The sequence below is a fragment of the Herbaspirillum frisingense GSF30 genome (assembly GCF_000300975.2).
Classification (GTDB): Bacteria; Pseudomonadota; Gammaproteobacteria; order Burkholderiales; family Burkholderiaceae_D; genus Herbaspirillum; species Herbaspirillum frisingense.
The window spans coordinates 101423-126358 of sequence record NZ_AEEC02000012.1 but is presented as its reverse complement, the minus strand read 5'-3'; the positions used below and the strand labels follow the sequence as shown (position 1 = coordinate 126358).

24 protein-coding genes are annotated in these 24936 nt (G+C 63.8%); 9 read left to right on the top strand and 15 right to left on the bottom strand.

Annotated elements, in window-relative coordinates:
• The first annotated feature begins 107 nt into the window (after nt 1-107).
• Nucleotides 108-728, top strand: coding sequence for a response regulator transcription factor (locus tag HFRIS_RS10775; RefSeq protein WP_006463365.1), 621 nt, complete (start codon nt 108-110; stop codon nt 726-728).
• A 45-nt stretch (nt 729-773) separates the two neighbouring features.
• Here the strand turns inward: HFRIS_RS10775 and HFRIS_RS10770 are convergent, their stop codons facing one another.
• From HFRIS_RS10770 to HFRIS_RS10750, 5 genes are all read right to left on the bottom strand, one after another.
• Complete coding sequence (locus HFRIS_RS10770; protein WP_006463364.1) at nt 774-1646, bottom strand: AraC family transcriptional regulator; 873 nt, start codon at nt 1644-1646, stop codon at nt 774-776.
• A 144-nt stretch (nt 1647-1790) separates the two neighbouring features.
• A complete protein-coding gene (locus HFRIS_RS10765; RefSeq protein WP_006463363.1) occupies nt 1791-2324 on the bottom strand; it encodes a Dps family protein in 534 nt (177 codons plus the stop codon).
• 5 nt (nt 2325-2329) lie between these two features.
• Nucleotides 2330-3157 carry an alpha/beta fold hydrolase gene (locus HFRIS_RS10760; protein WP_006463362.1) on the bottom strand — a complete coding sequence of 276 codons (828 nt, stop codon included), beginning with the start codon at nt 3155-3157 and terminating at the stop codon, nt 2330-2332.
• Between the two features lie 44 nt (nt 3158-3201).
• Complete coding sequence (locus tag HFRIS_RS10755) at nt 3202-3624, bottom strand: DoxX family protein (protein WP_039875277.1); 423 nt, start codon at nt 3622-3624, stop codon at nt 3202-3204.
• A gap of 2 nt (nt 3625-3626) precedes the next feature.
• On the bottom strand, nt 3627-5510 hold the full coding sequence (locus HFRIS_RS10750) for an amidohydrolase (protein WP_006463360.1): 1884 nt from the start codon (nt 5508-5510) through the stop codon (nt 3627-3629).
• A 305-nt stretch (nt 5511-5815) separates the two neighbouring features.
• Here HFRIS_RS10750 and HFRIS_RS10745 point away from each other — a divergent pair, with 305 nt between their 5' ends.
• From HFRIS_RS10745 to HFRIS_RS10730, 5 genes are all read left to right on the top strand, one after another.
• Nucleotides 5816-6505 carry a hydrolase gene (locus HFRIS_RS10745; RefSeq protein ID WP_006463359.1) on the top strand — a complete coding sequence of 230 codons (690 nt, stop codon included), beginning with the start codon at nt 5816-5818 and terminating at the stop codon, nt 6503-6505.
• 87 nt (nt 6506-6592) lie between these two features.
• The gene (locus HFRIS_RS24775; protein ID WP_006463358.1) at nt 6593-6760 is read left to right on the top strand and encodes a DUF1427 family protein; all 168 of its coding nucleotides are present in this window, start codon (nt 6593-6595) and stop codon (nt 6758-6760) included.
• A 13-nt stretch (nt 6761-6773) separates the two neighbouring features.
• Complete coding sequence (locus tag HFRIS_RS10740) at nt 6774-7016, top strand: DUF1427 family protein (protein WP_006463357.1); 243 nt, start codon at nt 6774-6776, stop codon at nt 7014-7016.
• A 255-nt stretch (nt 7017-7271) separates the two neighbouring features.
• A complete protein-coding gene (locus HFRIS_RS10735; protein ID WP_244436286.1) occupies nt 7272-7670 on the top strand; it encodes a response regulator transcription factor in 399 nt (132 codons plus the stop codon).
• A gap of 82 nt (nt 7671-7752) precedes the next feature.
• On the top strand, nt 7753-9312 hold the full coding sequence (locus tag HFRIS_RS10730) for a sensor histidine kinase (RefSeq protein WP_006463355.1): 1560 nt from the start codon (nt 7753-7755) through the stop codon (nt 9310-9312).
• A 53-nt stretch (nt 9313-9365) separates the two neighbouring features.
• Here HFRIS_RS10730 and HFRIS_RS10725 read toward each other — a convergent pair whose 3' ends face one another.
• The 3 genes from HFRIS_RS10725 to HFRIS_RS10715 form a co-directional block, all read right to left on the bottom strand.
• Nucleotides 9366-10280 (bottom strand): helix-turn-helix domain-containing protein, encoded by a 915-nt coding sequence (locus HFRIS_RS10725; RefSeq protein ID WP_006463354.1) that lies wholly within the window; start codon nt 10278-10280, stop codon nt 9366-9368.
• A 180-nt stretch (nt 10281-10460) separates the two neighbouring features.
• On the bottom strand, nt 10461-11096 hold the full coding sequence (locus HFRIS_RS10720) for an FMN-binding negative transcriptional regulator (RefSeq protein ID WP_006463353.1): 636 nt from the start codon (nt 11094-11096) through the stop codon (nt 10461-10463).
• A gap of 78 nt (nt 11097-11174) precedes the next feature.
• Entirely contained in the window at nt 11175-11651 is a 477-nt protein-coding gene (locus HFRIS_RS10715; protein WP_006463352.1) for a PACE efflux transporter, read from the bottom strand.
• Nucleotides 11652-11813: 162 nt separating this feature from the next.
• Here HFRIS_RS10715 and HFRIS_RS10710 point away from each other — a divergent pair, with 162 nt between their 5' ends.
• Nucleotides 11814-12719, top strand: coding sequence for a LysR family transcriptional regulator (locus HFRIS_RS10710; protein ID WP_006463351.1), 906 nt, complete (start codon nt 11814-11816; stop codon nt 12717-12719).
• Between the two features lie 66 nt (nt 12720-12785).
• Here HFRIS_RS10710 and HFRIS_RS10705 read toward each other — a convergent pair whose 3' ends face one another.
• Both HFRIS_RS10705 and HFRIS_RS10700 read right to left on the bottom strand, forming a co-directional pair.
• Nucleotides 12786-14951, bottom strand: coding sequence for a TonB-dependent siderophore receptor (locus HFRIS_RS10705; RefSeq protein ID WP_152486683.1), 2166 nt, complete (start codon nt 14949-14951; stop codon nt 12786-12788).
• A gap of 364 nt (nt 14952-15315) precedes the next feature.
• Nucleotides 15316-15774, bottom strand: coding sequence for a GNAT family N-acetyltransferase (locus tag HFRIS_RS10700; protein WP_006463349.1), 459 nt, complete (start codon nt 15772-15774; stop codon nt 15316-15318).
• A gap of 413 nt (nt 15775-16187) precedes the next feature.
• Between HFRIS_RS10700 and HFRIS_RS10695 the strand changes: the two genes are divergently transcribed.
• Together HFRIS_RS10695 and HFRIS_RS10690 are read left to right on the top strand one after the other, a co-directional pair.
• On the top strand, nt 16188-17762 hold the full coding sequence (locus HFRIS_RS10695; protein ID WP_006463348.1) for a DUF3300 domain-containing protein: 1575 nt from the start codon (nt 16188-16190) through the stop codon (nt 17760-17762).
• A gap of 145 nt (nt 17763-17907) precedes the next feature.
• Complete coding sequence (locus tag HFRIS_RS10690) at nt 17908-19605, top strand: peptide chain release factor 3 (RefSeq protein ID WP_006463347.1); 1698 nt, start codon at nt 17908-17910, stop codon at nt 19603-19605.
• A 243-nt stretch (nt 19606-19848) separates the two neighbouring features.
• Here the strand turns inward: HFRIS_RS10690 and ppa are convergent, their stop codons facing one another.
• The 5 genes from ppa to hemC all read right to left on the bottom strand — a co-directional run bounded on the left by ppa (nt 19849) and on the right by hemC (nt 24796).
• Entirely contained in the window at nt 19849-20382 is a 534-nt protein-coding gene (gene ppa, locus HFRIS_RS10685) for an inorganic diphosphatase (protein ID WP_006463345.1), read from the bottom strand.
• 206 nt (nt 20383-20588) lie between these two features.
• A complete protein-coding gene (locus HFRIS_RS10680) occupies nt 20589-21788 on the bottom strand; it encodes a heme biosynthesis protein HemY (RefSeq protein ID WP_006463344.1) in 1200 nt (399 codons plus the stop codon).
• A gap of 20 nt (nt 21789-21808) precedes the next feature.
• On the bottom strand, nt 21809-23023 hold the full coding sequence (locus HFRIS_RS10675; RefSeq protein ID WP_039875273.1) for a uroporphyrinogen-III C-methyltransferase: 1215 nt from the start codon (nt 23021-23023) through the stop codon (nt 21809-21811).
• 35 nt (nt 23024-23058) lie between these two features.
• Nucleotides 23059-23856 carry a uroporphyrinogen-III synthase gene (locus tag HFRIS_RS10670; RefSeq protein ID WP_006463342.1) on the bottom strand — a complete coding sequence of 266 codons (798 nt, stop codon included), beginning with the start codon at nt 23854-23856 and terminating at the stop codon, nt 23059-23061.
• Nucleotides 23840-24796, bottom strand: a complete 957-nt coding sequence (gene hemC, locus HFRIS_RS10665; RefSeq protein ID WP_006463341.1) for a hydroxymethylbilane synthase — start codon at nt 24794-24796, stop codon at nt 23840-23842. The genes HFRIS_RS10670 and hemC overlap by 17 nt, the downstream gene beginning before the upstream one ends.
• Nucleotides 24797-24936: the final 140 nt, after the last annotated feature.

Sequence of the window (24936 nt, the reverse complement as noted above, 5' to 3'; positions counted from 1 at the left end):
CAGATGATAGGCAACACTGCACAGCTTGGCGCTGGGGCTCCTGACCGCCCGATCACCGCCCTGCTCTGTCGCACAGATTTTTGCAACCAGGCAGCACGGAAGGAACCATGGAAAGTACGGTATTTGTCGTCGACGACGATGGCATGGTCAGGACAGCACTGCTACGACTGCTGGCCTCGGCCAACCTGAATGCACGTGGCTTCGCCTCGGCCGATGCGTTCCTGCACGAGCCTCTTCCAGCCCAACCCTGCTGCCTCCTGCTGGACATGAAGATGCCCGGGTCCGACGGTTTCGAGGTAGTGCGCCGGCTGGAACAGCGGGGCGATGCCATTCCCGTCATCTTCATCTCCGGCTACGGCACCATACCGACGACGGTGCTGGCGATGAAGGCAGGTGCCCATGAATTCCTGACCAAACCGATCGAGGATGACCGGCTGCTGGGCGCGGTCCGCGACGCCCTGGCCATTGCCGACCGGCAACTAGGCATGCGCACCGAGCATGCCGCCAGCACCTCGCGCCTGGAAACACTGACCCCGCGCGAACGTGAAGTGCTGGAACTGGCCATCGGTGGCCTGCTCAACAAGCAGATCGCCACCGAACTGGGCATCAGCGAAATCACCGTCAAGGTCCATAAGCGGCGCGTGATGGACAAGATGCAGACCAAGACCCTCGCCGACCTCGTGCGGGCCGCAGAACGGCTGCAGATCCACTCCGCGCGTCAGCGCTAAGGCCAAGGGTTCAGGCGCCGTGCACCGGTCACCGCTGTAGCCGGTCTAGCCCTGCGCCCGCAACCAGGCCGCCGGCCCCACTCCCTGAATCTGCTTGAACACCCGGCTGAAATGACTCTGGTCGGAAAAGCCGCATTCCAGGGCGATGGCCGTCATGCCCTTGTCGCTCTCGCGTAGCAGGCGACAAGCCAGCTCCACGCGCTGGCGCTGCAGCCAGGCATGCGGCGGCACACCGAAGCTGTGCTTGAAGGCACGTGCGAAATGCGCCCGCGAGATGCCGCACTCGGCCGCAATCTCGGCCAGGGTCAGACGTCGCGCCAGGTGCGAGAGCATGTATTCGCGCGCCCGCACCTGCTGCCAGCCGGCCAGGCCAGCGCCCCCGCCACGACCCACCGGCTGACCTCCATAACGTTGCGCCAGGTGGGTATGCAGGGCCAGGGTGACGCTATCGAGGTAGACGGTATCGCTGTCATTGGCCGCCCCCGTGAGCGCAGGCAGCATGGCATGCAGCAGATGCCAGACCACCGGATCGCGGATCGCCTGGACCTGCTGCAAGGCGCCGATACGACGCCCGCCTTCCTCGCTCACCCGCTCAAGGGAGGCGCGCGGCAGATGCAGGCGCACATTGTCATAGTCCGAGAGATGCTGGCAGCGCCACTGCTCGCGCAGGTCGGTGATGGCCATGTCGCCCAGCCGGTGGCCACCGGCATGCACCAGCCGCTGACCACGCCATAGCTTGTGTTGGCGAAAATCCTGCAACTGCACGATGACCGAAAAGGCGTCATCACTGGGAATATCCAGTACCGGCGGTGGGGGCAGGACCGACGCCGCCGCGTGGTTCTGGGTAGCGCGCACCAGGGCGACATCATCCTGCATGCGGATGTGCTTCACGAGACGGGAGACGGAGGAACTTGCCATCATCGATTTCCAAAGACTGATTCAACAGGAGAACAGGAAGGCAGAAAGCCGACTTTAACAAAAAACGCAAATGGGCAGGACCCGCAGGCCCTACCCATTGCTCAGCTTTCGATCAAGGCTTCGTTCAGTTGAATCCGGGCGGACTCAGACCGAAGTACGCCCCGATTCGAACAGGAACCAGGCACGCTGCTCGGCCTCGTCGATCCAGTTCTCCAGCAGGCTGGCACTGGCCACGTCGCCATGCTCGTCGCACAGTTCGTGGGTGGCCATCATGAAGCCGACCAGGCGCAGGTTGTCCTCGCGCAGTTCGGCCAGCATGTCGGAGGGGGTGACGAAGTCGGCATCGTTGTCGGCCAGCCGCTGCAGCTTGCCGATATGCCCGGTGGAACGCAGGGTGGTACCGCCGATCTTGCGCACCCGCTCGGCCACGGCATCGGTGATGGCGATGATCTGCTGGGACTGGTCGTCCAGCAGCAGGTGGTAGTCGCGGAAGTGCGGCCCGGACATGTGCCAATGGAAGTTCTTCGTCTTCAGGTACAGGGCGAAGATATCGGCCAGCAGCATGGTCAAGGCGCCGCCGATTTCCTGGCTGGCCTGCCCGGAGAGCAGGCCAGGCGTGGCCAGCGGCGCCAGGCGGCGCTTTTCCAGTTGCTGGCGTTGGTTGGCATCGAGACTCATGATGCTTACGCCTTCAGGAAGGCCAGCAGGTCTTCGTTGATCTGGTCCTTGTGGGTGGCGCACAGGGCGTGCGGAGCGCCGCTATAGACCTTCAGCTGCGCACCCGGCACCATCTCGGCCACCAGCTTGCCGGTGGTGGCGAAGGGCACGACCTGGTCGTCGTCACCGTGGATCACCAGGGTCGGGAAGTTGAACTTCTTGATGTCCTCGCGGAAATCGGTGCCGGAGAAGGCCGTCACGCAGTCCAGCGTGCCCTTGAGCGAAGCCAGCATGGCGATGTTGAAGGTCTGTGCCAGCACGCCCGGGCTGACGGCGTCAGCCTTGCCCGGACGATTGGTGCCGAAGAAGACGGCGGCAAAGTCGCTGATGAATTGCGCGCGGTCCTTCAACAGACCACCCTGGATGCCGGCGAACACCTCGGCCGGCACACCCTGCGGGAAGTCCGGCGCCTGGCCGAAGATCGGGGTCACCGCGCCCAGCAGGGCCGCCTTGGCCACGCGCTTGGTGCCGTGGCGACCGACATAGCGGGCCACATCGCCGCCACCCATGGAGAAGCCGACCAGTGTGGCGCCCTGCAGGTCCAGCTTGTCCATCAGCTCGGCCAGGTCGTCGGCGAAGGTGTCGTAGTTGTAGCCGTTCCAGGGCTGGCTGGAACGACCGAAGCCGCGGCGATCATAGGCGATCACGCGGAAACCGCGCTCGGCCAGGAAATTCATCTGGTATTCCCACATGTCGCCGTCCAGCGGCCAGCCATGGCCGAAGACGACCGGTTGGCCGCTGCCCCAGTCCTTGTAATAGATTTCGGTGCCGTCGCGGGTGGTGATGGTGCTCATGGATATGCTCCTTGGGTGAGTGTGAGGTGGAGAAAAGACGCTGCCTACGATTGGGCACTACCGCGTCCCAGGCGCCACTGGCCCGGGCCGCACAGCGCGATGGAAGTGAAGATCACCAGCAGCAGCCAGCCGAACTGGCCCTCGGCAATGCTCCAGCCGGGATGCACCGCCAGCATAGCCACCAGCAGCACGCCGATGATCGGCAGGCAGGCCAGGCGGGTGAAGAGGCCCAACACGATCAGGATGGGACAGAGCGCCTCGGCGAAGATGGCCGCCCACAGCGAGACGGTCGGCCCCATGCCGAAGGGATCTTCGATCACGCTCAGTTCATGGGCGTAATGCAGCAGCTTGGGCAGACCATGGACGTAGAACAGCATGAAACTGCCCGCCAGGCGCAGGAACAGCAGGCCCAGATCCAGGGGCGGGACCGGCAGACCCTGCCGGCGGGGGAGTTGGCGCGCCTGCATGATCAGAACGCGAAGCAGCTGCAACCCAACGCGCCCCAGAAGCCGGCGAAGTTGGAGACCGGGACGCTGGACTTGCGCGCCACGTCGTGGGAGTGACCATGCACGCCGCAGGAACCGACGCAGGCGTGCGGCAGGGTCGCCTTCTTCTGGCGGGCAGCATCGGTCTTTGCCACGGCACGATAGTGCCCCGGAACCTTGGCCACCGGCGACCACTCGGGCAGCACGGGGATCTCGCCCGGACCATGCGAGGAAAACGCACCGGTCCCATAGACCACCTTGCCATCGACCACGGTCATCACCGATTCGATGCTCTTGATCTCGTCTTCATGAACGCTGAAGAAGTCGGACGACAGCACCGCCAGGTCAGCCAGCTGACCGGCCTGGATGCGGCCCTTCTTGGCCTGTTCGCTGGAGAACCAGGCGCTGCCTGCAGTCCACAGTTCCAGCGCGGTCTCGCGTGGCAGGCGACCGGCGGCCCCATACAGCTTGGCACCACCGACCGTGCGGCCGGACACCAGCCAGTACAGCGCTGTCCAGGGGTTGTAGCTGGCCACGCGGGTGGCATCGGTACCGGCACCAACTGGCACGCCCATTTCCAGCATCTTGGCGATCGGCGGGGTGTGCTCGGCTGCCTCCACGCCGTAGCGGTCGATGAAGTATTCGCCCTGGAAGGCCATGCGGTGCTGGATGGCAATGCCGCCGCCCAGCGCCTTGACGCGCTCGATGTTGCGCTCGGTGATGGTCTCGGCGTGGTCGAACATCCAGTGCAGGCCATCGAAGGGGATGTCGCGGTTGACCTTCTCGAACACGTCCAGCATGCGCGAGATCGACTCGTCATAGGTGGCGTGCAGGCGGAACGGCCAGCGGTTGGAGACCAGATGGCGCACCACCCGCTCCAGTTCTTCTTCCATGCCATCGGCCAGGTCGGGGCGCGGCTCCAGGAAATCCTCGAAGTCGGCCGCCGAGAACACCAGCATTTCGCCGGCACCGTTATGGCGCAGGAAGTCGTTGCCATCGCCCGGCTTGACCATGCCGGTCCATTTCTGGAAGTCCGCCAGCTCGGCGCCCTTGCTCTGGGTAAAGAGGTTGTAGGCGATGCGGATGGTCAACTGTCCATCGGCGGCCAGCTTGTTGATGATCTGATAATCATCGGGGTAGTTCTGGAAACCACCACCGGCGTCGATGGCGCTGGTCACGCCCAGACGGTTCAGTTCGCGCATGAACTGACGGGTGGAATTGACCTGGTATTCCTGCGGCAGGGTCGGTCCCTTGGCCAGGGTGGCGTACAGGATCATGGCATTGGGACGGGCGATCAGCATGCCGGTCGGATTGCCCGAGGCATCGCGCACGATCTCGCCACCCGGCGGATTGGGGGTGTCCTTGGTATAGCCGACCGCCTGCAGCGCAGCGCGGTTGAGCAGCGCACGGTCGTACAGATGCAGCACGAAGACCGGGGTATCGGGTGCAGCGGCGTTCAGTTCTTCCAGCGTGGGCATGCGCTTTTCGGCGAACTGGAATTCGGTCCAGCCGCCGACCACGCGCACCCATTGCGGGTGTGGGGTGCGAGCGGCCTGGTCCTTCAGCATGCGCAGCGCATCGGCCAGCGAGGGCACGCCTTCCCAGCGCAGTTCCAGGTTGTAGTTCAGGCCGCCGCGGATCAAATGCAGGTGCGAGTCGTTCAGGCCGGGGATGACAGTGCGGCCGCCCAGGTCGATGACCTTGGTCTGGGCCTGCTTCAGACGCATGACGTCGGCGGCGCTGCCAACTTCGAGGAATTTGCCGCCACCGATGGCAACGGCCTCGGCAATGGGGTTCTGCTTGTCGACGGTGTGGATCTTGCCGTTGAGCAGGATCAGATCGGGGGTAACGCTGGTTGCGGTCGTCATGGAGGCTCCGGACATAGACAGGGACGATGGAGAATGAGGGTGGCGGATCGCACATGTCGATGCCGGCGCGGAGGTCATCAAAACTTCACGTGCCAGTCATCCCATGTGCTTTTATTGGTGTTGGCAGTGTGCAAAAACGCCGTGCCAGCGTCTAGCTATACGAACAGATAATGGCAGCGCCCTGCCCTCTTGCCTATGATCGCCTCCGGCAGCCTCACTCCCGTCTGCCGGGTCGGCCCTGGCCGCGTCTCCCCGTCGCCGGGTCGCCCACACTCCTCCATACACTACCCATCTAGGGAATCATCATGACCATCAATTCCAAACTCGAAGTGCTGACCCCCCAAAACAGCCAGCTCATCATCATCGACCAACAGCCGCAGATGGCTTTCGGCGTGCAATCGATGGACCGTCAGGTTCTCAAGAACAATGTCGTCGCCCTGGCCAAGTCGGCCAAGGTGTTCAACATCCCCACCATCATCACCACCGTGGAAACCCAGGGCTTCTCCGGCTACACCTATCCGGAACTGCTGTCGGTGTTCCCTGAGCACGACGTCCTGGAACGCACTTCCATGAACTCCTGGGATGACCAGAAGGTGCGCGACGCCCTCAAGGCCAACGGCAAGAAGAAGGTGGTCGTGGCCGGCCTGTGGACCGAAGTCTGCAACAACAGCTTCGCCCTGTGCGCCATGGCCGAAGGCGACTATGAAATCTATATGGTGGCCGACGCCTCCGGCGGCACCTCCAAGGAAGCCCACGACTACGCCATGCAGCGCATGATCCAGGCCGGCGTGATCCCGGTGACCTGGCAGCAAGTCATGCTGGAATGGCAGCGCGACTGGGCCCGCAAGGAAACCTACACCGCCGTCATGGACATCGTGCGCGAGCACTCCGGCGCCTACGGCATGGGCGTGGACTACGCCTACACCATGGTGCACAAGGCCGAGCAACGTCCGCACGGCAACCAGAAGACCCTGGCACCGGTTCCGGCCAAGTAATACGGTCTGCCCTCGCCACCTGCGTTGCGGCTCCTCCACGGGCCGCAGACCAGGTGGCGGCGCACTATCTTCACGAGGAGCCGGGCCATGTCCGCTTATCTGATTTCACTGGGCGCCGGCATCCTGATCGGCGTCTTTTATGCCCTGTTCAAGGTGCGTTCTCCGGCGCCGCCGGGCATCGCCCTGATCGGCCTGCTCGGCATGGTGCTGGGCGAACGTCTGATCACTGGGGTCGGCCACCTGTTTGGCGGCTGATCCGGGAGTCTCCATGAAACCCTATCTGATTTCCCTGTTGATGGGCATCCTGGCCGGCCTGATCTATGCCGCCCTGCACGTGCAGTCGCCAGCCCCTCCCATCATCGCCCTGCTGGGCTTGCTAGGCATGTTGATCGGCGAGCAACTGGTACCGATCGTACGGCGCAAGCTGGCCGGAGAACCGCTGACGGCTTCCTGGTTCCACCGTGAGTGCATTCCCAAGATCACGGGTAACCCGCCGCCGGAACAGAAATAATGAATGCCGGTTTTCCGGCCGGACGCATCGGCCGGGAAAGCCTGGCATCACAGATTTATCAGGCCAAAGAGCCGTCACCCGCGAGGGTGCATAACACCGCCGCATCACCTGCCACGCTGCCCACACAGCGACCTTTTCCCAGTGCGCCGCCCGTCTGGCTGCGCACAGCTGCGCCGGCCCGCGCCAATGGCCGGTGCGGGCAACCCCGGCGCCGCGCGGATGAACCTGCGCAGGAGCCGACCTTGGCCGACGATGATGAGCGAAGGGGAGAACACGCCACTGTCACTGTACCGCCCTGTCGCGGTCATTGATGACGACCTCTGGGTACGCGCTGCCTTGTGCAACCTGCTGGATTCGGCCGGGCACCGCAGCTGCAGCTTCGATACCGCCGAGGATTTTCTGGACAGCACCTGTCTGGCCCAGGCTTGCTGCGCCATCGTCGACGTCGGCTTGAAGCAGATGAGCGGCTTCGAACTGGCCGAACAGTTGGCACGTCTGCGGCCGGACCTGCCAATCCTGTTCATCTCGGCCCAGGTCACCCCGCCGCAGCGCATGCGTGCCAGTTCGCTGGGTTTTCCGCTGCTGGCCAAGCCGGTCGATGCCGATACCCTGCTGGTACTGCTGACCGCGACCCTGCTGTATGGCCGCTTCTGACACTCTCCCGGGCGGCGTGACGCCATCGGATACGGCACAATACGGACCTGTCCCATCTTGCCCCACTCGCCAGGAGAACCCCTTGCCGTCCGCCCCATCGTCTCCCGACGACCACGATGCCCTGCTGCAAGCCCTGCGCGACCTCAGTGCCATACGCGACCCGGATCGCCTCAAGGCCGCCATCACCCATACCGTCTGCCTGTTGGCCGGCGCCCGACGCTGCCTGCTGGTAAGACAGCAGGCCGGGGTACCGCTGATCGAGGCCGAGACGCGTCGGGCCGACGACCCTGGTGACTTCCCCACGAGCGACCGCATCGCCAGCACCGAGGAACTGGCAGGCGCAACGCTGTCTCTCTCCCTGCTGCACCAGGGCGAGCAACAGGGTTGGCTGTATCTCTACTATGCGTCGGCTCCGGCGCCAGAGCTCGCCCATCTGGCGGGCCAACTGGCTGCCCATGCAGCGGTGTCACTGGCCAATGCCACTGCCCACGCCCAGTTGCTGCAGGAAAATGAACAACTGCTCTGCATCGAACGCGAACTGCGTACCAGTCGCGAACTGCTCAAGCAGGGCGAGCGCTTCAACCATACCGGCAGCATGCGTTACCTGGTACGCGAGGACCTGATGTTCTGCTCCGACGAGCTGTGCCGCATCTACGGCCTGGCACCGGGCCGCAACTGCATCACCTATGACGAGTTCGCCGCCATCATGCATCCGGATGACCGGCAGGAAGTGATCGATACCGTCAACGCCGCTGTCGCCATGGGTGGCACCATCCGCGTGGAGCACCGCATCTGCCGCCAGGACACCGGGGAGGTGCGCTATCTCTCCGGCATCGGCAAGCCGGTGTGGGTGGACGGCACCTTCGTCGAATACATGGGCACCGCCACCGACATCACCGTGCGACGCCAGGCCGAATATGCGATCCGCGCCGCCCAGATCGACATGGAGCGCGTTTCGCGCGCCAATACCGTGGGACAACTGACGGCCTCCATTGCCCACGAAATCAACCAGCCGCTGATGTCCATCGTCTCCAACGCCGGCGCCAGCCTGCGCTGGCTGGACCGTCCCACGCCCGAACTGGTACAGGCGCGCGCCGGACTGCGCGACATCATCACCGAGGGAAAGCGTGCCGCCGGCATCATCAAGGGGCTGCAGAACCTGACGCGCAATACGGAACCTTCCTTCACGCGGGTCAATCTGCATGGCTTGATCCGGCACATCCTGATGCTCTCGCGCAGCGAGCTGGAGCGACGCGAAGTGGCGCTGAACCTGGCGCTCAATCCGGTGGACGTCTATGTACTGGGGGACCTGGTGCAGCTGCAGCAGGTGATGCTGAACCTGGTGGTCAATGCCCTCGAGGCCATGGATGCAGCACCGGAGAAGACCGGTACGCTGAGCATCAGCGCCAGTTGCTGCAACGAGCAGCGGGTCGAGGTCAGGGTGCAGGATAACGGCGTGGGGATTGCCGAAGAGGCGATATCACGCATCTTCGATGCCTTCTACACCACCAAGGACGACGGCATGGGCATGGGCCTGGCCATCTGCCGCTCCATCATCGAAAGTCATCGGGGACGCCTGCGCGCCAGCGCTGCGCCGTCCGGCGGCAGCATCTTCAGCTTCGACCTGCCGCGCGTGCCGTAAGCGGGTCGGTGTCGGATCAGCGCCCGATCCCTCTATTTTCAGCCGAGCGCACCTCAGCGCTGACTACGACGCCAGGCGCCCGGCGTGGTCCCTGCCACCTGCGTGAACACACGGCTGAAATGACTCTGGTCACAGAAATCGCAAGCCAGCGCGATCTCCGCCAGCGACAGTTCGGTCTGGCGCAGGTAGTGGCGTGCCGTTTCCACGCGCTGCACCAGCAGCCACTGGTGGGGCGTGTGGCCGGTACTGGCCTTGAAGGCGCGCAGGAAATAACTGGCCGACATATTGCACTCGCGCGCGATCTCGGGAATGGAAACGTTGCCCCGCCCCTTTTGCAACAGCATCTGCTTGGCGCGTTCCTCATGCAGGCGCGACAGACGCACGGTCTGCGAAGATGGTGCCGACGCTCCACCGTAACGCCGCAGCAGGTGGGTACCGATGGCCACGCCTAGCTGGTCCACGAACAGGAGGCTGTCTGGCTGGGGCCGGGCCTGTGCCAGTGCCGGCGCCAGCGCGCATGCCAGGTGGGCCAGGATCAGGTCGGACTGGCCGGTCACGGTCGCCAGGCCGGTCACGCGCCGCTGCCCGGCGCGCAGCTCATCGCTGGCAGTATGAAACCAGGACAGCGGTAGCTCCATCAGCAGGAAATCAAACGGTCCCTGCAGATCGGCCCGATATTCCTCGGAAAAATCGCGCGTATAGACGGCACCCGCTCCGAAATCGAAGCGGGCCGCCTGACTGCCCCGGAAGATGCTGCGCCGGTGCTGCGGTGCCATCGAGATGCCGACCAGGAAACCGCGATCCGAGGGCGGCGTATGCACCTGGGACAATTCCTGGCCGTCGACCCGCTTGCGATAGAAACTGAACTCGCTGCCCTGCAGTTCCTGGCTTTGGCCCAGGCTCCGGGCGGAGCAGCCAAGGGAGTCACTGCGGGCAGCATGGGGGGACAAAGGGGACAGGGAAGACATGGGTGCCCTCGTTGCAAGCGGGAAAAACGGAACGGTGTCCAGGCACCGATGCGGGGAATTCTACACAGAGGCGGTCAGTACGTGTGTACGTAACTTCACTGACATCGCGCAATTAGTTACCAGTAAGCGCCGATATGCAGCCAATTTGCAGTCCATCAGCGGACAAGCTGCACCGTGGCCTTATGACTTTTTCGTTGCAGCCTCCAGCATGGCCTGGCCGATTGCCGCGTGGCCACGTGCCAACAAGGCATTACCAGCGCCGACGATGTCACGCACTTCCTTGTTCTGGCTCAGCTTGCGCTTGCCTTCCAGACGTGTGATCTCGATCTCAATGCCGACGATGGCCTGCAGCAGGGTATCGGTGAATTCGGCGGGCGCATCCGACATCTTCCACGGCTTTTCTTCGGCGGCTTCATGGGTGCGCGTCAAGCGGGCCACCACGCCGCGCACGTAGCGCTCGTCGTCGCGGATGGTGACCCGGCCATGGGCATGCGCCACCATGTAGTTCCAGCTGGGCACCTGGCGATGGGCTTCATGCTTGCTGGGGTACCAGCTGGGCGAGATATAGGCGTCACCGGCCGAGAACACCACCAGCACCGCATCGCCGTCGGCCAGTTCGCGCCACAGCGGGTTGGCGCGTGCTACGTGCAGGTGCAAGGTACCCAAGTCCCCCTGCACGGGATCGAGGTGACACGGAAGGTGGTTGGCATCGAGCCCGCCAGCGGTGTGCGAAACCAGCACGCCGAAGGGATGCGCGGTGATCAGCTGATGCAGCTCGGCAGTATCGGTCTGGGCGAAATGGGCGGGGACGTACATGGCAGTTCCTGGCGGGATGGGTAGCGCGCTATTTTAAAACAATACGGCGGTCAGACAGTGGCGCTACCCGCGCCGGGATCAGCGGGTGCCTGCGATCGGTGCCGCCGGCTTCGCCTGGACAGGCTGCGACTCGAGCGGCAAGGCCGAACTGGGCAGGCCGAAGATGCGGTCGAACAGCAGGTTGAACAGGTAGGTATAGATCATGAAGAAGACGATCAGCCCGAAGTCCAGCACCAGCGCGTCCCAAAGGCTGATGTCCAGCCACCAGGCGAACAGCGGCACCAGCATCATCACCAGCCCGCCCTCGAAACCGATGGCGTGCACTGCGCGACGGCCGAAGCTGCGGCCACGACGCGGCTGGCGTGCTTCCCAGCGCTCGAAAAGACCATTGAACACGAAGTTCCACAGGAAGGCGATGGTGGAGGACGCCACCGCTGCCGCCCAGGAATGGCTGCTGTCGTGGCCGGCGAATACCGTCAGGCCCACCGTGGTGAAGACGATGGCCAGCGCCTCGAAAAGGCTGGCGTAGACCAGCTTGCGTTTGAAACCTTGCATGAGTTCTCCTGTTGCAAGCCCTGGCCGGCCACAGGCTGTGGTTGAAGCAACACGGCTGGTCTTGCAATGGAAAGCATTCTATGATGATGTTTTTGATAGAAGAAGTCGGCTTCTTTCAGTTTTTCTGATAGATCGCTGGCCGCTTCGCCACCCTTCCCTGCCATGGCTTTCTCCAGCGACAACGTCAAGGTCTTCCTGGCCGTCCTCGACAGCGGCTCCTTCTCTGCGGCAGCGCGCGCGCTGGGGCGCGTGCCCTCCTCGGTGAGCATGACCATCAGCCAGCTCGAAGCGGAACTGGACCTGGTGCTGTTCGACCGCACCGCCCGCGACGCCCGTCCCACCGAACTGGCGCGGGCACTGGAGCCGGATGCCCGCCTGCTGGCCAGCACCCTGCGCCAGCTCGACACCCACGCCCTGGCCATGCATCGCGGGCTGGAGCGCAAGTTGACGCTGGCCGTGGCGCCGGAACTGCTGTCCATTCCCTGGGCCCGGCCGCTGGCAGTCCTGGCCACGGAATTCCCCTCGCTGGAGGTGGAGGTGCTGTCCTCGCCGCAGGCCGACGCCATGCGCATGCTCTATGACAATACGGCGCAACTGGCACTGGTCTTCGAGCGCCATGCCGGCAACGACCGTGAGGCCTTCCAGGAATTCAGCAGCGAGATGATGGTGGCCGTGATCGCGCCGGATCATCCGGCGCGGCTGCGCAAGAAGCGCAAGCTGCGCTACGAGGACCTGTACGACATCCGCCAGATCGCCGTGGCCAGCCGCGATGCCCGCATCTCCGACCCGCGCTTCTTCCTGGCGCGGCAGATCTGGCGCACCGACAATCACCTGGCCACGCTGTCGCTGGTGCGCGAGGGCCTGGGCTGGGCCTACCTGCCACACAGCCTGGTGCAGACCCAGATCGAGGCTGACGCGCTGGTGGTAATCGACTTCGACAACATCAGCAACCAGCAGCGCATGTGGGTGGACGTGGTCTGGAGCAAGGACCGCCCGCTGGGCCTGGGCGCGCAGCGCTTCGTGGCCCTCATGCGGGAGATGGCACCGAGCCGGCGCAAGCGCAAATGAGCGGCCTGCGCCGGCATCCGGGCCGGCGCTGGCAATGGCAATGGCAATGGCAATGCGCCGCGCCGCTCAATACTTCCAGCGCAGGCTCACCGTGCCGTTGATCGGTGCCGCATAGTAGGACTGGCTCCAGTAGACGGTGGTCAGGTACTGCTTGTTGAGCACGTTGTTCAGGCTGGCCGACAGGGTCAGGTTCTTGCTGATGTCATAGCTGGCCATCAGGTTCAACACCGAATAACCGCCCTGGTAAGCGGTATTGCTGCTGTCGTAGCTGCTCTTGCTCTGGTAGTTCAGGCTGGCGCCGATCTTGGCCTTTTCCAGCTGCGGCAGGCGGTAGGTGGTCGACAGGCGCAGCTGGCGGCGCGGGACGTACAGGCGTACCTGCTTGCCCTCGTCACCGGTGATGCGTTGCCAGACCACGCCGGCACCGACCTGCCAGTCGCGGGTGAGCTCACCCGACACCTCATATTCGATCCCTTCTGAGCGCGCATTGATGCCACGGTAATAGGCGCGGGCGCCGATGGTACCGGCCTGTTCGGCCACATTGCTCTGGTCGACCTGGAACACGGCCAGCGAGGTATTGAGCTTGCCGTCGGCAAACTCCCCCTTCACGCCCAGTTCATACGAACGACCGCGGGCGGCGGCCAGCACGGCGCCGGCCGCATCGGTTCGGGTCTGGGGATTGAAGATCTTGGTGTAGTTGCCGTACACCGAGAAATGCTCATCCAGGTCCACCGTCAGGCCGACATAGGGCGACAGCGCCGACTGCGCCAGCGCATGCGGTTCGCCATAGGCGTAGCCGGAGGCGTCGGCCTGGGTGTAGTTGGCCCCCAGCATCAGTTTCGCCCGGTCCGACAGGTTCAGGCGGGTGGCCCCATAGACGCTCTTGCGGCGGTCGGTGTAGCGACTGCCATCGGTCCCGTCATCGAAGACCGGCAGCGCAAAGCTGCCATCGAAGGCCTGCTGCCCGAACAGCTCGGTGCCGATGCCACGGCCGTAGTTGCTGACATCGACTACACGGGAGTTGGAGAGATTCACGCCCAGGTTGAATTCATGCTCGCGCCCCAGCAAGTTGTATTTGCCGCTGAGGTTGCTGTCCAGGTAGGCCTGGCGGTTCACGCCGGCATACAGACTGGGATAGGCATACAGCCCGCCGCCGGTGCTCTTGTCGGGTGTGCCATAGACATAGAACAGGGCGGAATCGGTACGCATCTCGTTATAGCCCACCGTGCTCTTCCATTGCCAGCCTGCGCTGAGGTCCTGACTCAGTTCGGCAAAGACCCGCTGCTGTTCGGTATCCATTCGCGACCAGTCCGCAGATGTGCTGGTATTGCTGCCGTAATGCGTGGCCGTGCCATCGGTATAGCTCAGGGGCAAGGCTCCCCACATGGCGCCCTTGCCATGCACTTTCTGATAGCTGTAGCCCAGGGTCAGCAGGGTGCTGCTGCTGAGGTTGGCCTCCACCACGCCGTAGAACAGGTCGCGCGTAGGGCGATAGCGGTCGAGGTAGGAATTGCCCTCCTGATGGCTTGCCACCACTCGCGCCGCAACAGTGCCGGCCTCGTTGACGGCACCGGAGATGTCGGCTTCCAGCCGGCGGGTATTCCACGAGCCATAGCTGAGCGCCGCCGAAGCCTGGAAATCCGTGGTCGGCCGCTTGCGGATGAAGTTGATCGTAGCCGACGGGTCGCCCGTGGAGGTGGTGAGCCCGTTGGCGCCGCGCACAATCTCCACGCGGTCGAACATGGCCATTTCGGTATCGCCGTACATCAGGCCGTAGGTCATGGGGATACCGATGCCATCGAACATGAAGTTGGTGATGTCGAAACCGCGTGAGGTGTAGTAGGTACGGTCGGTTTCCACGCGGTCCACCGTCACTCCGGGCGTGGTGGCGAAGACATCGTTGATGCTGGTGAGATGGAAGTCTTCCATCCTGGCACGCGTGACCACCGACACCGACTGCGGCGTCTGGCGCGGCGAGAGCGAGAACTTGGTCGCCGAGCGGCTGCGCTTGACGGTATAGCTGTCGCTGCCTTCGGTGGGCGGCTGCTCGACCTGCGGGGCCGAGACGGTGACCTCGGGCAAGGCGCCACTCTGGTCGGCGACTGCTTGCTGTGCCTGCGCACACAGGGTGAACCCGGCCATGCCGGCCATCAGCATGGCACGGCACAGAGGACGCAGGGAGGGATGGGAGTTTGATGCGGGAACGGCAGATGCAAAGAGGGAGGGTGACATCAAAGTTATCCTGATCGAAGAAAAATTTGTCAGTTTCATTTATTTAAATACGAATGATAATGGTTCGTATTTGTGACAAATTTTATGCTGTATCGTAGATTTCGTCAGGGAATTTCGTTCATTTCGACGCGTCTTTACATTTGCCCTGGACGGCGAAGCAGCTTGCCGAGCGACGTGGACACGTAAGCAGACAAAGACGACAGTGGGAAATACAGGAAAAAGTACGGGGAAGGCGCGGAGGGTGCGGCGACAGCCATTCGACCAACGGCAGCGCAGTGCGGGGAAGGTAGAGAAGGCGGAGAAAAAAGAGAGCGAAGGTAGAGACCACGACGGAGCGACGCGCTGCGCTCCGCCGTCGATGCATTTACTGCGGACTGGCCTGCCGGTAGATGTCCGGCCGGGAGATGTGCCAGACGAAATCGCCGCGATTGATGGCTTCGAATCCACAGCTGGCATACAGCCAGGGGGCCGTCGAGGTGGTCAGCATGACCCGGCGCAGCTTCTGCAGGGTGGGATGCTGGTTCACCGACTCGATCATCCAGCGGCCCAGGCCCTGGCGGCGCAGGTCGCTGATGACGAAGACGTCGCACAGGTAGCCGAAGGTGGCGTGGTCGGTCACCACGCGGGCGAAGCCGATCTGCTCCTTGCCGCGATAGAGGCCGAAGCACAGGCTGTTGGCAATGGCGGTGCGCACGGTGTTCAGGTCGATGCCGGGGGACCAGCTCGATTGGGTCAATACGTCGTGGATGAGGGGGATGTCCAGCCGGTCGGGATCGGTGTCGATGAGGAAATCATCGCGCCGCCAGATCAGGTGATGGCTCATGGTCGTTCCTTGCTTGATGGCTTGTTGTCGTAAAAAGATTGCCTGATGCGGTGTTGCGAAAACAGTTTGGAACGTTTCCCCTCTTCCGGTCGTGTCAATGATTGATCTGCGCAAGGGCTAAAGGCCGCCCGATTAATTGCTCGATTGATCGATTCCATTGATGAGATTTGTTCCGTGGCCGTTCATGATGCCACACCCGCCCCCGCCTTGCGCAAGGCTTTCCACCGGGCAAGCGGCCTGCACGACCAAGTTGCCACCAGGTTGCGCCCCCATCCGGCCACTGAAACATCGCTTGCACTTCCGTTACACCTCCCTCTTGCCGGTTGACGGACTATAGGTTCACTTCAATGCGTTGGAAGCCGAATACTTCTTCAAGCCCCTTCCTTCCCGCGCAACTCGGCAAGGAGAATGACGTGAACAAGAAATCCCTGGCCTGGGCCGCCTGCCTGCTGTTTTCACTGGTCTCGGGCCTGCCCGCGCAGGCGCAAAGTGCCTACCCCGCGGTACCGGCCGCCCCGCCCGTCTACACCCAGCAACAACTGGACCAGATGCTGGCGCCGGTGGCCTTGTATCCCGATTCGCTACTGGCACAGGTGCTGATGGCCTCGACCTATCCGCTGGAAGTGGTGCAGGCGCAGCGCTTCGTGGAAGCCCGCCCCGGCCTGCAAGGCGATGGCCTGGCGCGGGCGGTGGCGCCCATGCCCTGGGACCCGAGCGTGAAGGCGCTGGTGCAATTCCCCTCAGTATTGGCCATGCTCAATGACCGCCTGGACTGGACCCAGCAGATGGGCCAGGCCTTCCTCGGCCAGCAGGCATCGGTGATGGACACGGTGCAGAACCTGCGCGAGCGTGCGCGCATTGCCGGTACGCTGGAATCCAGCCCGCAGCAGCGCGTAGTGGTGCAGGATGAAATGATCGAGATCGTGCCGGTCAACCCGCAGGTGGTCTATGTGCCCTACTACAACCCGGTGGTGGTGTATGGCGACTGGTGGTGGCCGTCGGCGCCGCCCGTGGTGTGGGCGCCGCCGCCACGCTATCGCCCGCCCAGCTATGCGCCGGGCTTCTCGGCCAGCATCAGCTTTGGCGCCGGCATCGGCGTGATGAACGCGGTGTTCGGCGATGCCCGTCCCGACTGGCGGCAACGGCAGGTGATGGTGAGCCAGACCCGCATCAATAACGTCACCAATGTCACCAACGTGAACAACATCAACAACACCCGGGTGGTCAATAACGTGACGGTCAACCAGCGGCCGGTGGTCTGGCATCACGATGCGCGCTATGGCGGCGGTGGCCGTTACGCCCGCCAACCGGCACCCGCCCTGACTCCGCCGCCCGGTCTGGGGCAAGCTCAGGCCCAGGCCGCACCATCGTGGCGCGATCACCCGATGCCGGGCGCCCAGCCGCGCCCGCTGCCGGTGGCGGACAATGTCCAGCAGCGCGTGGCCCAGCAGGATCAGTTGCGTCAGCGCCAGGCGGTGGAGCAGCAACACCAACGGGAGCAGCAGGCCAATGAGCAGCAACGCCAGCGCGAACAGATGATCCGCCAGCAGCAGGACCAGCGCGAGCAGCAAGGCCGGGAACAACGCCAGCAGCAACAGGCGCAGGAGCGGCAATGGCAGCAGCGCCAGCAGGAGACGCAACAGCAACTGCAACATCAGCAACAGACGCAGCAACGGCAATTGCAGCAGCAACAGCGTGAACAGCAGATGCGCCAGCAGGAGACGCAACAGCAACTGCAGCACCAGCAACAGATGCAGCAACGGCAATTACAACAACAACAGCGTGAACAGCAGATGCGCCAGCAGCAGCTGCAGAACCAGCAGCATGATCAGCAGCGCCAGATGGAACAGTCGCGGGGACAGGCCCGCCAACACCAGGAACAGGCGCAACGCCAGCAGGTTCAGCAGCAGGCACGCCAGCAACAGCAGAGGGAGCAGCAACGCGACCAGCATCCTCGGCGCGAAGAGCGCCGTGACGAACGTTCCTGAGGAGAACGTTCCTGAGCACCGTTACAAAGCACTCTTCGCAACGGCCCGCCCCGGCAGAGCTTGCCATCCGGCAAACATGCGGGAGCGCGGGCCGCTTCAGTTATAATCTCGGGTTCTCCAGAGCTTTCCAAACAGGCGACCCGCCATGCAAGAACCCAGCAACGCACTCCCCGACGTCGCCAGCAGCGCTGCCGACGACGCCTCCGACGCTTCGGACGTCTCCAGCGGTGGCCGCAAGGTCTCGTCCGACCTGATCGCGCGCGAAGTGAAGCGCCGCCGTACCTTCGGCATCATTTCCCACCCTGACGCCGGCAAGACCACGCTGACCGAAAAGCTGCTGCTGTTCTCGGGTGCGATCCAGCTGGCCGGTACCGTGAAGGCCCGCAAGAGCGGCCGTCATGCGACCTCGGACTGGATGGAGATCGAAAAGCAGCGCGGCATCTCGGTGGCCAGCTCGGTGATGCAGTTCGAGTACCGCGACCACGTGGTCAACCTGCTTGACACCCCGGGCCACCAGGACTTCTCCGAAGATACCTACCGCGTGCTCACCGCCGTGGACTCGGCGCTGATGGTGATCGACGCCGCCAAGGGCGTGGAAGAGCAGACCATCAAGCTGTTGAACGTCTGCCGCATGCGCAATACGCCCATCATCACCTTCATGAACAAGCTGGACCGCGAGACCCGCGATTCGCTGGAGCTGCTCGATGAGCTGGAGTCGGTGCTCAAGATCCAGTGTGCACCGGTGACCTGGCCGATCGGCATGGGCAAGAACTTCCGTGGCGTGTATCACCTGCTGCGCGACGAGATCATGCTCTTCAAGGCCGGCGAAGAACGCGCCAACGGCAACGTGGAAATCATCAAGGGCATCGACAACCCCAAGCTGGCAGAGATGTTCCCGTTGGAGATCGAACAACTGAAGATGGAGGTGGAGCTGGTGCATGGCGCCTCCCACCCCTTCAATCTGGACGACTTCCTGGCCGGCGTGCAGACGCCGGTGTTCTTCGGTTCGGCCATCAACAACTTCGGCGTGCGCGAGATCCTCGACGCGCTGCTGGACTGGGCGCCCGGTCCGGGCGGCCGCGACGCCACCGTGCGCGAGGTCAAGCCGACCGAGGAGCCCTTCTCCGGCTTCGTCTTCAAGATCCAGGCCAACATGGACCCGGCGCACCGCGACCGTATCGCCTTCCTGCGCGTGTGCTCGGGCCGCTTCGAGCGCGGCATGAAGTTGAAGCACCTGCGCCTGAACCGTGACATCAAGGTGTCCTCGGTGGTGACCTTCATGGCCTCCAGCCGCGAGCAGGTGGAAGAGGCCTATGCCGGCGACATCATCGGCCTGCCCAACCACGGCAACATGCAGATCGGCGACAGCTTCTCCGAAGGCGAGATGCTGCAGTTCACCGGCATCCCCTACTTCGCGCCGGACTTCTTCCGGGTGGCGCGCATCCGCAATCCGCTCAAGATCAAGCAGTTGCACAAGGGCCTGCAGCAGCTGGGCGAAGAAGGCGCGGTGCAGGTCTTCAAGCCGGTCACCGGCAGCGACCTGATCCTGGGTGCGGTGGGTGTGCTGCAGTTCGAAGTGGTGGCCAGCCGTCTGTTGAACGAATATGGCGTGGATGCCGTCTTCGAAGGGACCAGCATCAGCAGCGCCCGCTGGATCACCTGCGAGGACAAGAAGAAGCTGGCCGATTTCGAACGCTCCTCGGCCGGTGCCAACCTGGCTGTGGATGCGGCCGGCAACCTGGCCTACCTGGCCAGCTCGGGCGTGAACCTGCGCCTGACCCAGGAACGCTGGCCGGAAGTCACCTTCCACGCCACCCGCGAGCACGCCGCCAAGCTGGATTAAGACTAGCCTGAGCCCCTCTCCAGACCGTTCGGACTGAGTAGACGTGCAGCGTCGTATCGAAGACGCGGCAGCCGCAGACAAGGCGCTGACGGAGCGCCCCTTCGCCAGGCTCAGGACAGGCTTCGATACGGCCCATTCGGGCCTACTCAGTCCGAACGGGTGTGGTTGGTAACCGACGGATCAAAAAAAATCGCCCGACAGGTTTGCGCCTGTCGGGCGATTTTTCTTGGTACGGCGTCGGGATTACTTGGCGTTCTTGAACGCTTCCACACCGGCCAGGATTTCGGCGCGGGCAGCGTCCGGACCTTCCCAGCCTTCGACCTTGACCCACTTGCCCTTTTCCAGGTCCTTGTAGTGTTCGAAGAAGTGCTTGATCTGGTTCAGGCGCAGTTCGTTCAGGTCTTCCGGCTTTTGCCAGTGGGTGTAGATCGGCAGGATCTTGTCGACCGGCACGGCCAGCAGCTTGGCATCGATACCGGATTCGTCGGCCATCTTGAGCACGCCGATCGGGCGGCAACGCACCACCACGCCCGGGATCAGCGGGAACGGGGTGATCACCAGCACGTCCACCGGGTCACCGTCCTGCGACAGGGTCTGGGGAATGTAGCCGTAGTTGCACGGGTAGTGCATGGCGGTGCCCATGAAGCGGTCGACGAAGATGGCGCCGGTGTCCTTGTCCACTTCGTACTTGATCGGATCGGCGTTCATCGGGATCTCGATGATCACGTTGAAGTCATTGGGCAGGTCGCGGCCGGCGGGGACGTTGTTCAGGCTCATGGGATTCTCACTAGGGAAAGAAAACAGAAAGCTTTTTCGCGCAGGCCGTACGGCGGGCCTGATCGCGGAAAGCCGCAATTATAGCGGCAATCGGACTTGGGTCTGCATCTTGGCGGCTGCAACTTACGCCAACATGACAGTCGCCTGCAAAAAAGGCGGAAGGGCTTGCGCCGCTTCCGCCTTGGTCATTCCTGCCTGCAACAAGTTCAACGGATGGCCGTGGCCAGGGCGCATTGCTTGTAGTGGGCGGCGGCCTGGTCCGGCTGGTCCAGCGCTTCATGCAGCTGCGCCAGCGCCAGATGCGATTCGCGCACGGTGCGCGGCTCGATGGCGTCCGACAGGGCTTGCTCCAGATGGCGCTGGGCCTTGCCCCACAACTTCTGGCGCAGGCAGAACATGCCCAGGGTCAGGGCCAGTTCGGCGTCGGTGGGATTGCGGGAGAGCCAGGATTCGCAATGCTCGATCTGCGACAGCAGCGCCGGCGAGCCTGCCTCGGCCGTCGATTCGCGGTAGGCACGCAAGAGGCGGATATCCCAGTCGGCCGCCAGGGCGCGTTCCAGCAGGCTGCGCGCTTCGTCATGCAGGCCACGGCTGGAGAAGGCCTGGGCCGCGCGCACGGCGATGTAGGGCTTGAGCTTGTCGGTGCCGGGAACACCGTTCCAGAGCAGGCGGATCGATTCGGCATCGTGCGCCCTGTCCGACAGCAAGGCGTCGTAGGACATCTCGCGCAGACGGTTGGACAGCGCCGGATGCAGGGCATTGCGCTTGTCCAGGGTCTGCAGCAGACGCAAGACCTCGGGCCAGTTCTTGGCTTGCTGGTTGGCCTTGAGCGCCCACTGCAACGCCTGGATGTGGCGCGTACCGTTGGCGTTGAGTTCTTCCACCGTTTCCAGCGCCTGCTTGAAGTGGTGTTCATCCACCTGCAGTTCGAGCGCGGTCATCAGGCGCGCCGCCTTCAGGGTGGGATCGACCTCGGTGCTGGCCAGCCAGATGTCGCGGCGTTCGCCCTGGCGCATGCGATGCGCGGCGCGGGCGGCGATCAGGGCCGCGATGCCGGCATTGTCGGCCAGGTCGGAGGCACGGGTGGCCGACTTTTCAGCCTGGCCGAAGCGACCTTCGAAATAGGCCTTTAGCGCATCGCGCAGGGCCTTGTTGCTTTCGTTCTCGCGCTTGGCACGGCGATAGGCGATCACGCGGCCAGGCAGCTTCTGGGTCAGGCGCACGGCGCGGATGACCACGTAGATCGCCAGGAACACCGCCAGCACGGCGAAGATGAAGAAGTTCAGGGACAGGTCGATGCGGTACGGCGGGTAGAACAGCACCACATTGCCCGGGTTGAAGCGTGCCAGCACGGCCAGGCCGATGGCGGACGCGAAGAGGGTCAGGAGCCAGAGCAGTATTTTCATATCAGGTATGCGTCAGCGGCTCAGGGACGGGCCTTGTAGTTGCGCACCGCGTTGAGGCTTTCCGCCAGCGTGGGCAACTGGATGGACAGGTTGCTGCCCTGCACCTGCTTCAACAGCGACTGGGTGGTCTGGACCTGCTTGGCGCGGGTATCGAAATACTTGGCGATGGTGTCCTGGGCCGAGGCCAGATCGTTGCGGAAGGCGAACTCATTGCGCGAGAGCAGCGCCAGGCGGGCATTCAAGAGACGCAGCTTGAGGTTTTCGCGGACGAAATAGGCCTGACCGGGCGAGAGCAGGATCGCCTCGGGCGTCTGCACTTCGCGGATGCGCACCAACTGGCGCAGCTCGGACCACATCTCGGTGCTCATGCTCTGCCAGGTTTCACGGGCGCCGGCCAGCCATTGCGACCAGGCGGAGGCTTCGGCCGGTGCGGCTTCGGCCTTGGTGTTGGTCTTGGGATGCGCGGCATTGGCCTTGCTGACCGGGGCCGCAGCGGGCGCCGGGCTCACGCGCTGTGGCCGGGGTTCGGTGGCCGATTCCACCGGACGCTCGTCCACCAGCAACGGCATGTTGTCGATCTGGCCGATGGCGCTGTCCAGGCGCACGGCGATGCCGGCGATATCCACCGTCGGCAGTGCCTTCAGACGTTCGATGTCGCGCGCGATGGCGCGGCGGATGACGATGAACTGCGCCTTGTCCGAGCGCGACAGGCTCTTGTCGGCATTCTGCAGGGCGATCAGGGCGCCCTGGACGTTGCCGGCCAGTTCCAGCTGCTGGTCGGCGGTAGAGAGCACTTCCTCGATCTCGGAGAGTGCCCAGTCGTCGCGGTTCTTGTTGAGGTCCTGGTACATCTGTTCCAGGGCCAGTTGCTGGCTCTGGGATTCGGCCTGCTTGCTGTCGAGCACGCTGACCTTGGACTGCAGTTCCTTGGTGCTTTCCTGCACGCTCTTCAACACGCCCTTGAGCTCATTGCTGCTGTTGTCGCCACTCTGCAGGCGCTGCGCCACTTCGCTGCGCAGGTCGCGCAATTCGGTATGCGAGACCCACCACTGTGCGCCCAGGCCGGCGATGACCAGCAGCAGCACGACGGTCTGTGCCCGCTGGCGACGGCGGATCACGGCGGTGCCGTCCGGCGTGGTGAAGGTATAGGACGCCTGCGAGGCGGCCGCACCAGCGCTCTGGCTGGCTTGCGGCTGGGGCTCCGGCAATTGGGGAGTGGATTGCTGTTCGTTCATGGGCTGGATTGTAACGCGGCAAATTACGCGGCCACTCAAGTAGCAGAGGCAGCAAGGGCAGCAAGCAGGCGCTCATCGCCCGAACCGGTCTGGATCACCTGCACGAAGCCCTGCTCCCGTGCGTTCTCGGCGATCCTGTGGTGCGAGACGAAGATACGCTGTCGTTGCAGTTTTACCACACGTTCCTCGCCCCCGGCTAGTCTTGCCAACTCCAGCAAATTGCGCAAGGCCTCCGAACTGGTGATCACCCAGTCGGCTCCGCCGTCCAGCAAATCCAGCAGCTGCGGGCGAGTTTGCGCATCCAGCACCGGGGCCAGGCGGCGATAGGCGGTCAGGTGTTCGACCATCACGCCGTGTTGTTGCAATGCTTCACTCAGGAAGTCACGGCCGCTCTGGCCGCGCACGATCAGAGCACGACGACCGCGCAATTGTTCCAAGGGGAGGGATTTGAGCAATTCTTCCGAATCCATCTTGTCGGCCCGCTGCGGGCCATAGAGAGTGGTATTGGAAGCCTGTACGCCATGCGCGCACAAGGCCAGCCGGCTGCCCTCGCCGACGATGCCTATCGGCAGTTCACTTGGCCAGCCATCCAGGTGAGCGAATGCGGCATCGATGGCATTGGGACTGACGAAGACCACCAGCGCAAACTCCTGCAGCCGCGACAGTGTGGCCCGCAGGGTGCCGACATCCTCGACCGGCGCGATCTGCAGCAGCGGGAACACCACCGCTGCCCGCCCCAGCTGCCGCACGGCGTCGGCAAAGGCCTGCGCCTGCTGCAGTGGTCGCGTGACCACCACCGGCAAGCGGCTTGCCGGCTCAGCTGGCAGCGGCATCGGCCTGGGCCTTGCAGGCGGCCAGGATGGCGTCGGCGCCACGGGCCTTGAGCAGATCGGCAACCTGGGCGCCCAGTGCTTCCGGCGCGGCTGCCGTGCCTTCGGCTTCGGCGGCGGCAGCCTGTTCGCCGTCAGGCGTGGCGATCATGGCGCGCAGGTGCAGGCGATCGCCGTCCAGCGTGGCATAGGCCGCCAGTGGAATCTGGCAGCTCGCACCGAAGATGCGCGAGACCGAACGTTCGGCCGCCGAGACCACGGCGGCGGCTTCGTCATGCAGCGGCGCCAACAGGCGCTTGATGTCGTCGCGGCCCTCGGGGATTTCGATGGCCAGCGTCCCCTGCCCCGGCGAAGGCAGGCTCTGCTCGGGCGCCAGGAAGGCGCGGATGCGCGCCTTCAGGCCCAGGCGATTCAGGCCGGCCACGGCCAGGATGATGGCGGCATAGTCGCCGCGATCCAGCTTGCCCAGGCGGGTATCGAGGTTACCGCGCAGCGGCTTGACCACCAGTTCCGGATAACGGGCGGCGATCATGGCCTGGCGACGCAGGCTGCTGGTGCCGACCACGGCGCCGTCGGGCAGGTCGTCCAGCGAGGCGTAGTCGTTGGAGACGAAGGCATCGCGCGGGTCTTCGCGCTCCAGCACGGCGGCCAGCTCGAAGCCTTCGGGCAGATCCATCGGCATGTCCTTCAGGCAGTGCACGGCCAGGTCGGCGCGGCCTTCGGCCATCGCCACTTCCAGCTCCTTGACGAACAGACCCTTGCCGCCGACCTTGGAGAGCGTGCGATCCAGGATCTGGTCGCCGCGCGTGGTGGTGCCGAGGATATTGATGCTGCACTGCGGATATAATGCCGCCAGACGGTCTCGCACGTATTCGGCCTGCCACATGGCAAGGCGACTTTCACGCGAAACGATGACGATGTTGGAAGGAGGAAATTCTTTCAAGACGGGCTTTCCGATTCAGTCGTGGCACCCGCGGCAGAGGAGACAAGGAAAGCAGGAGACCGGCGAATCCAGACTGTAAAACGATCAAAAACGCAGTTCAGAAGCGAAACGCAACCATAAAAAACGAGGCAAATTCTAGC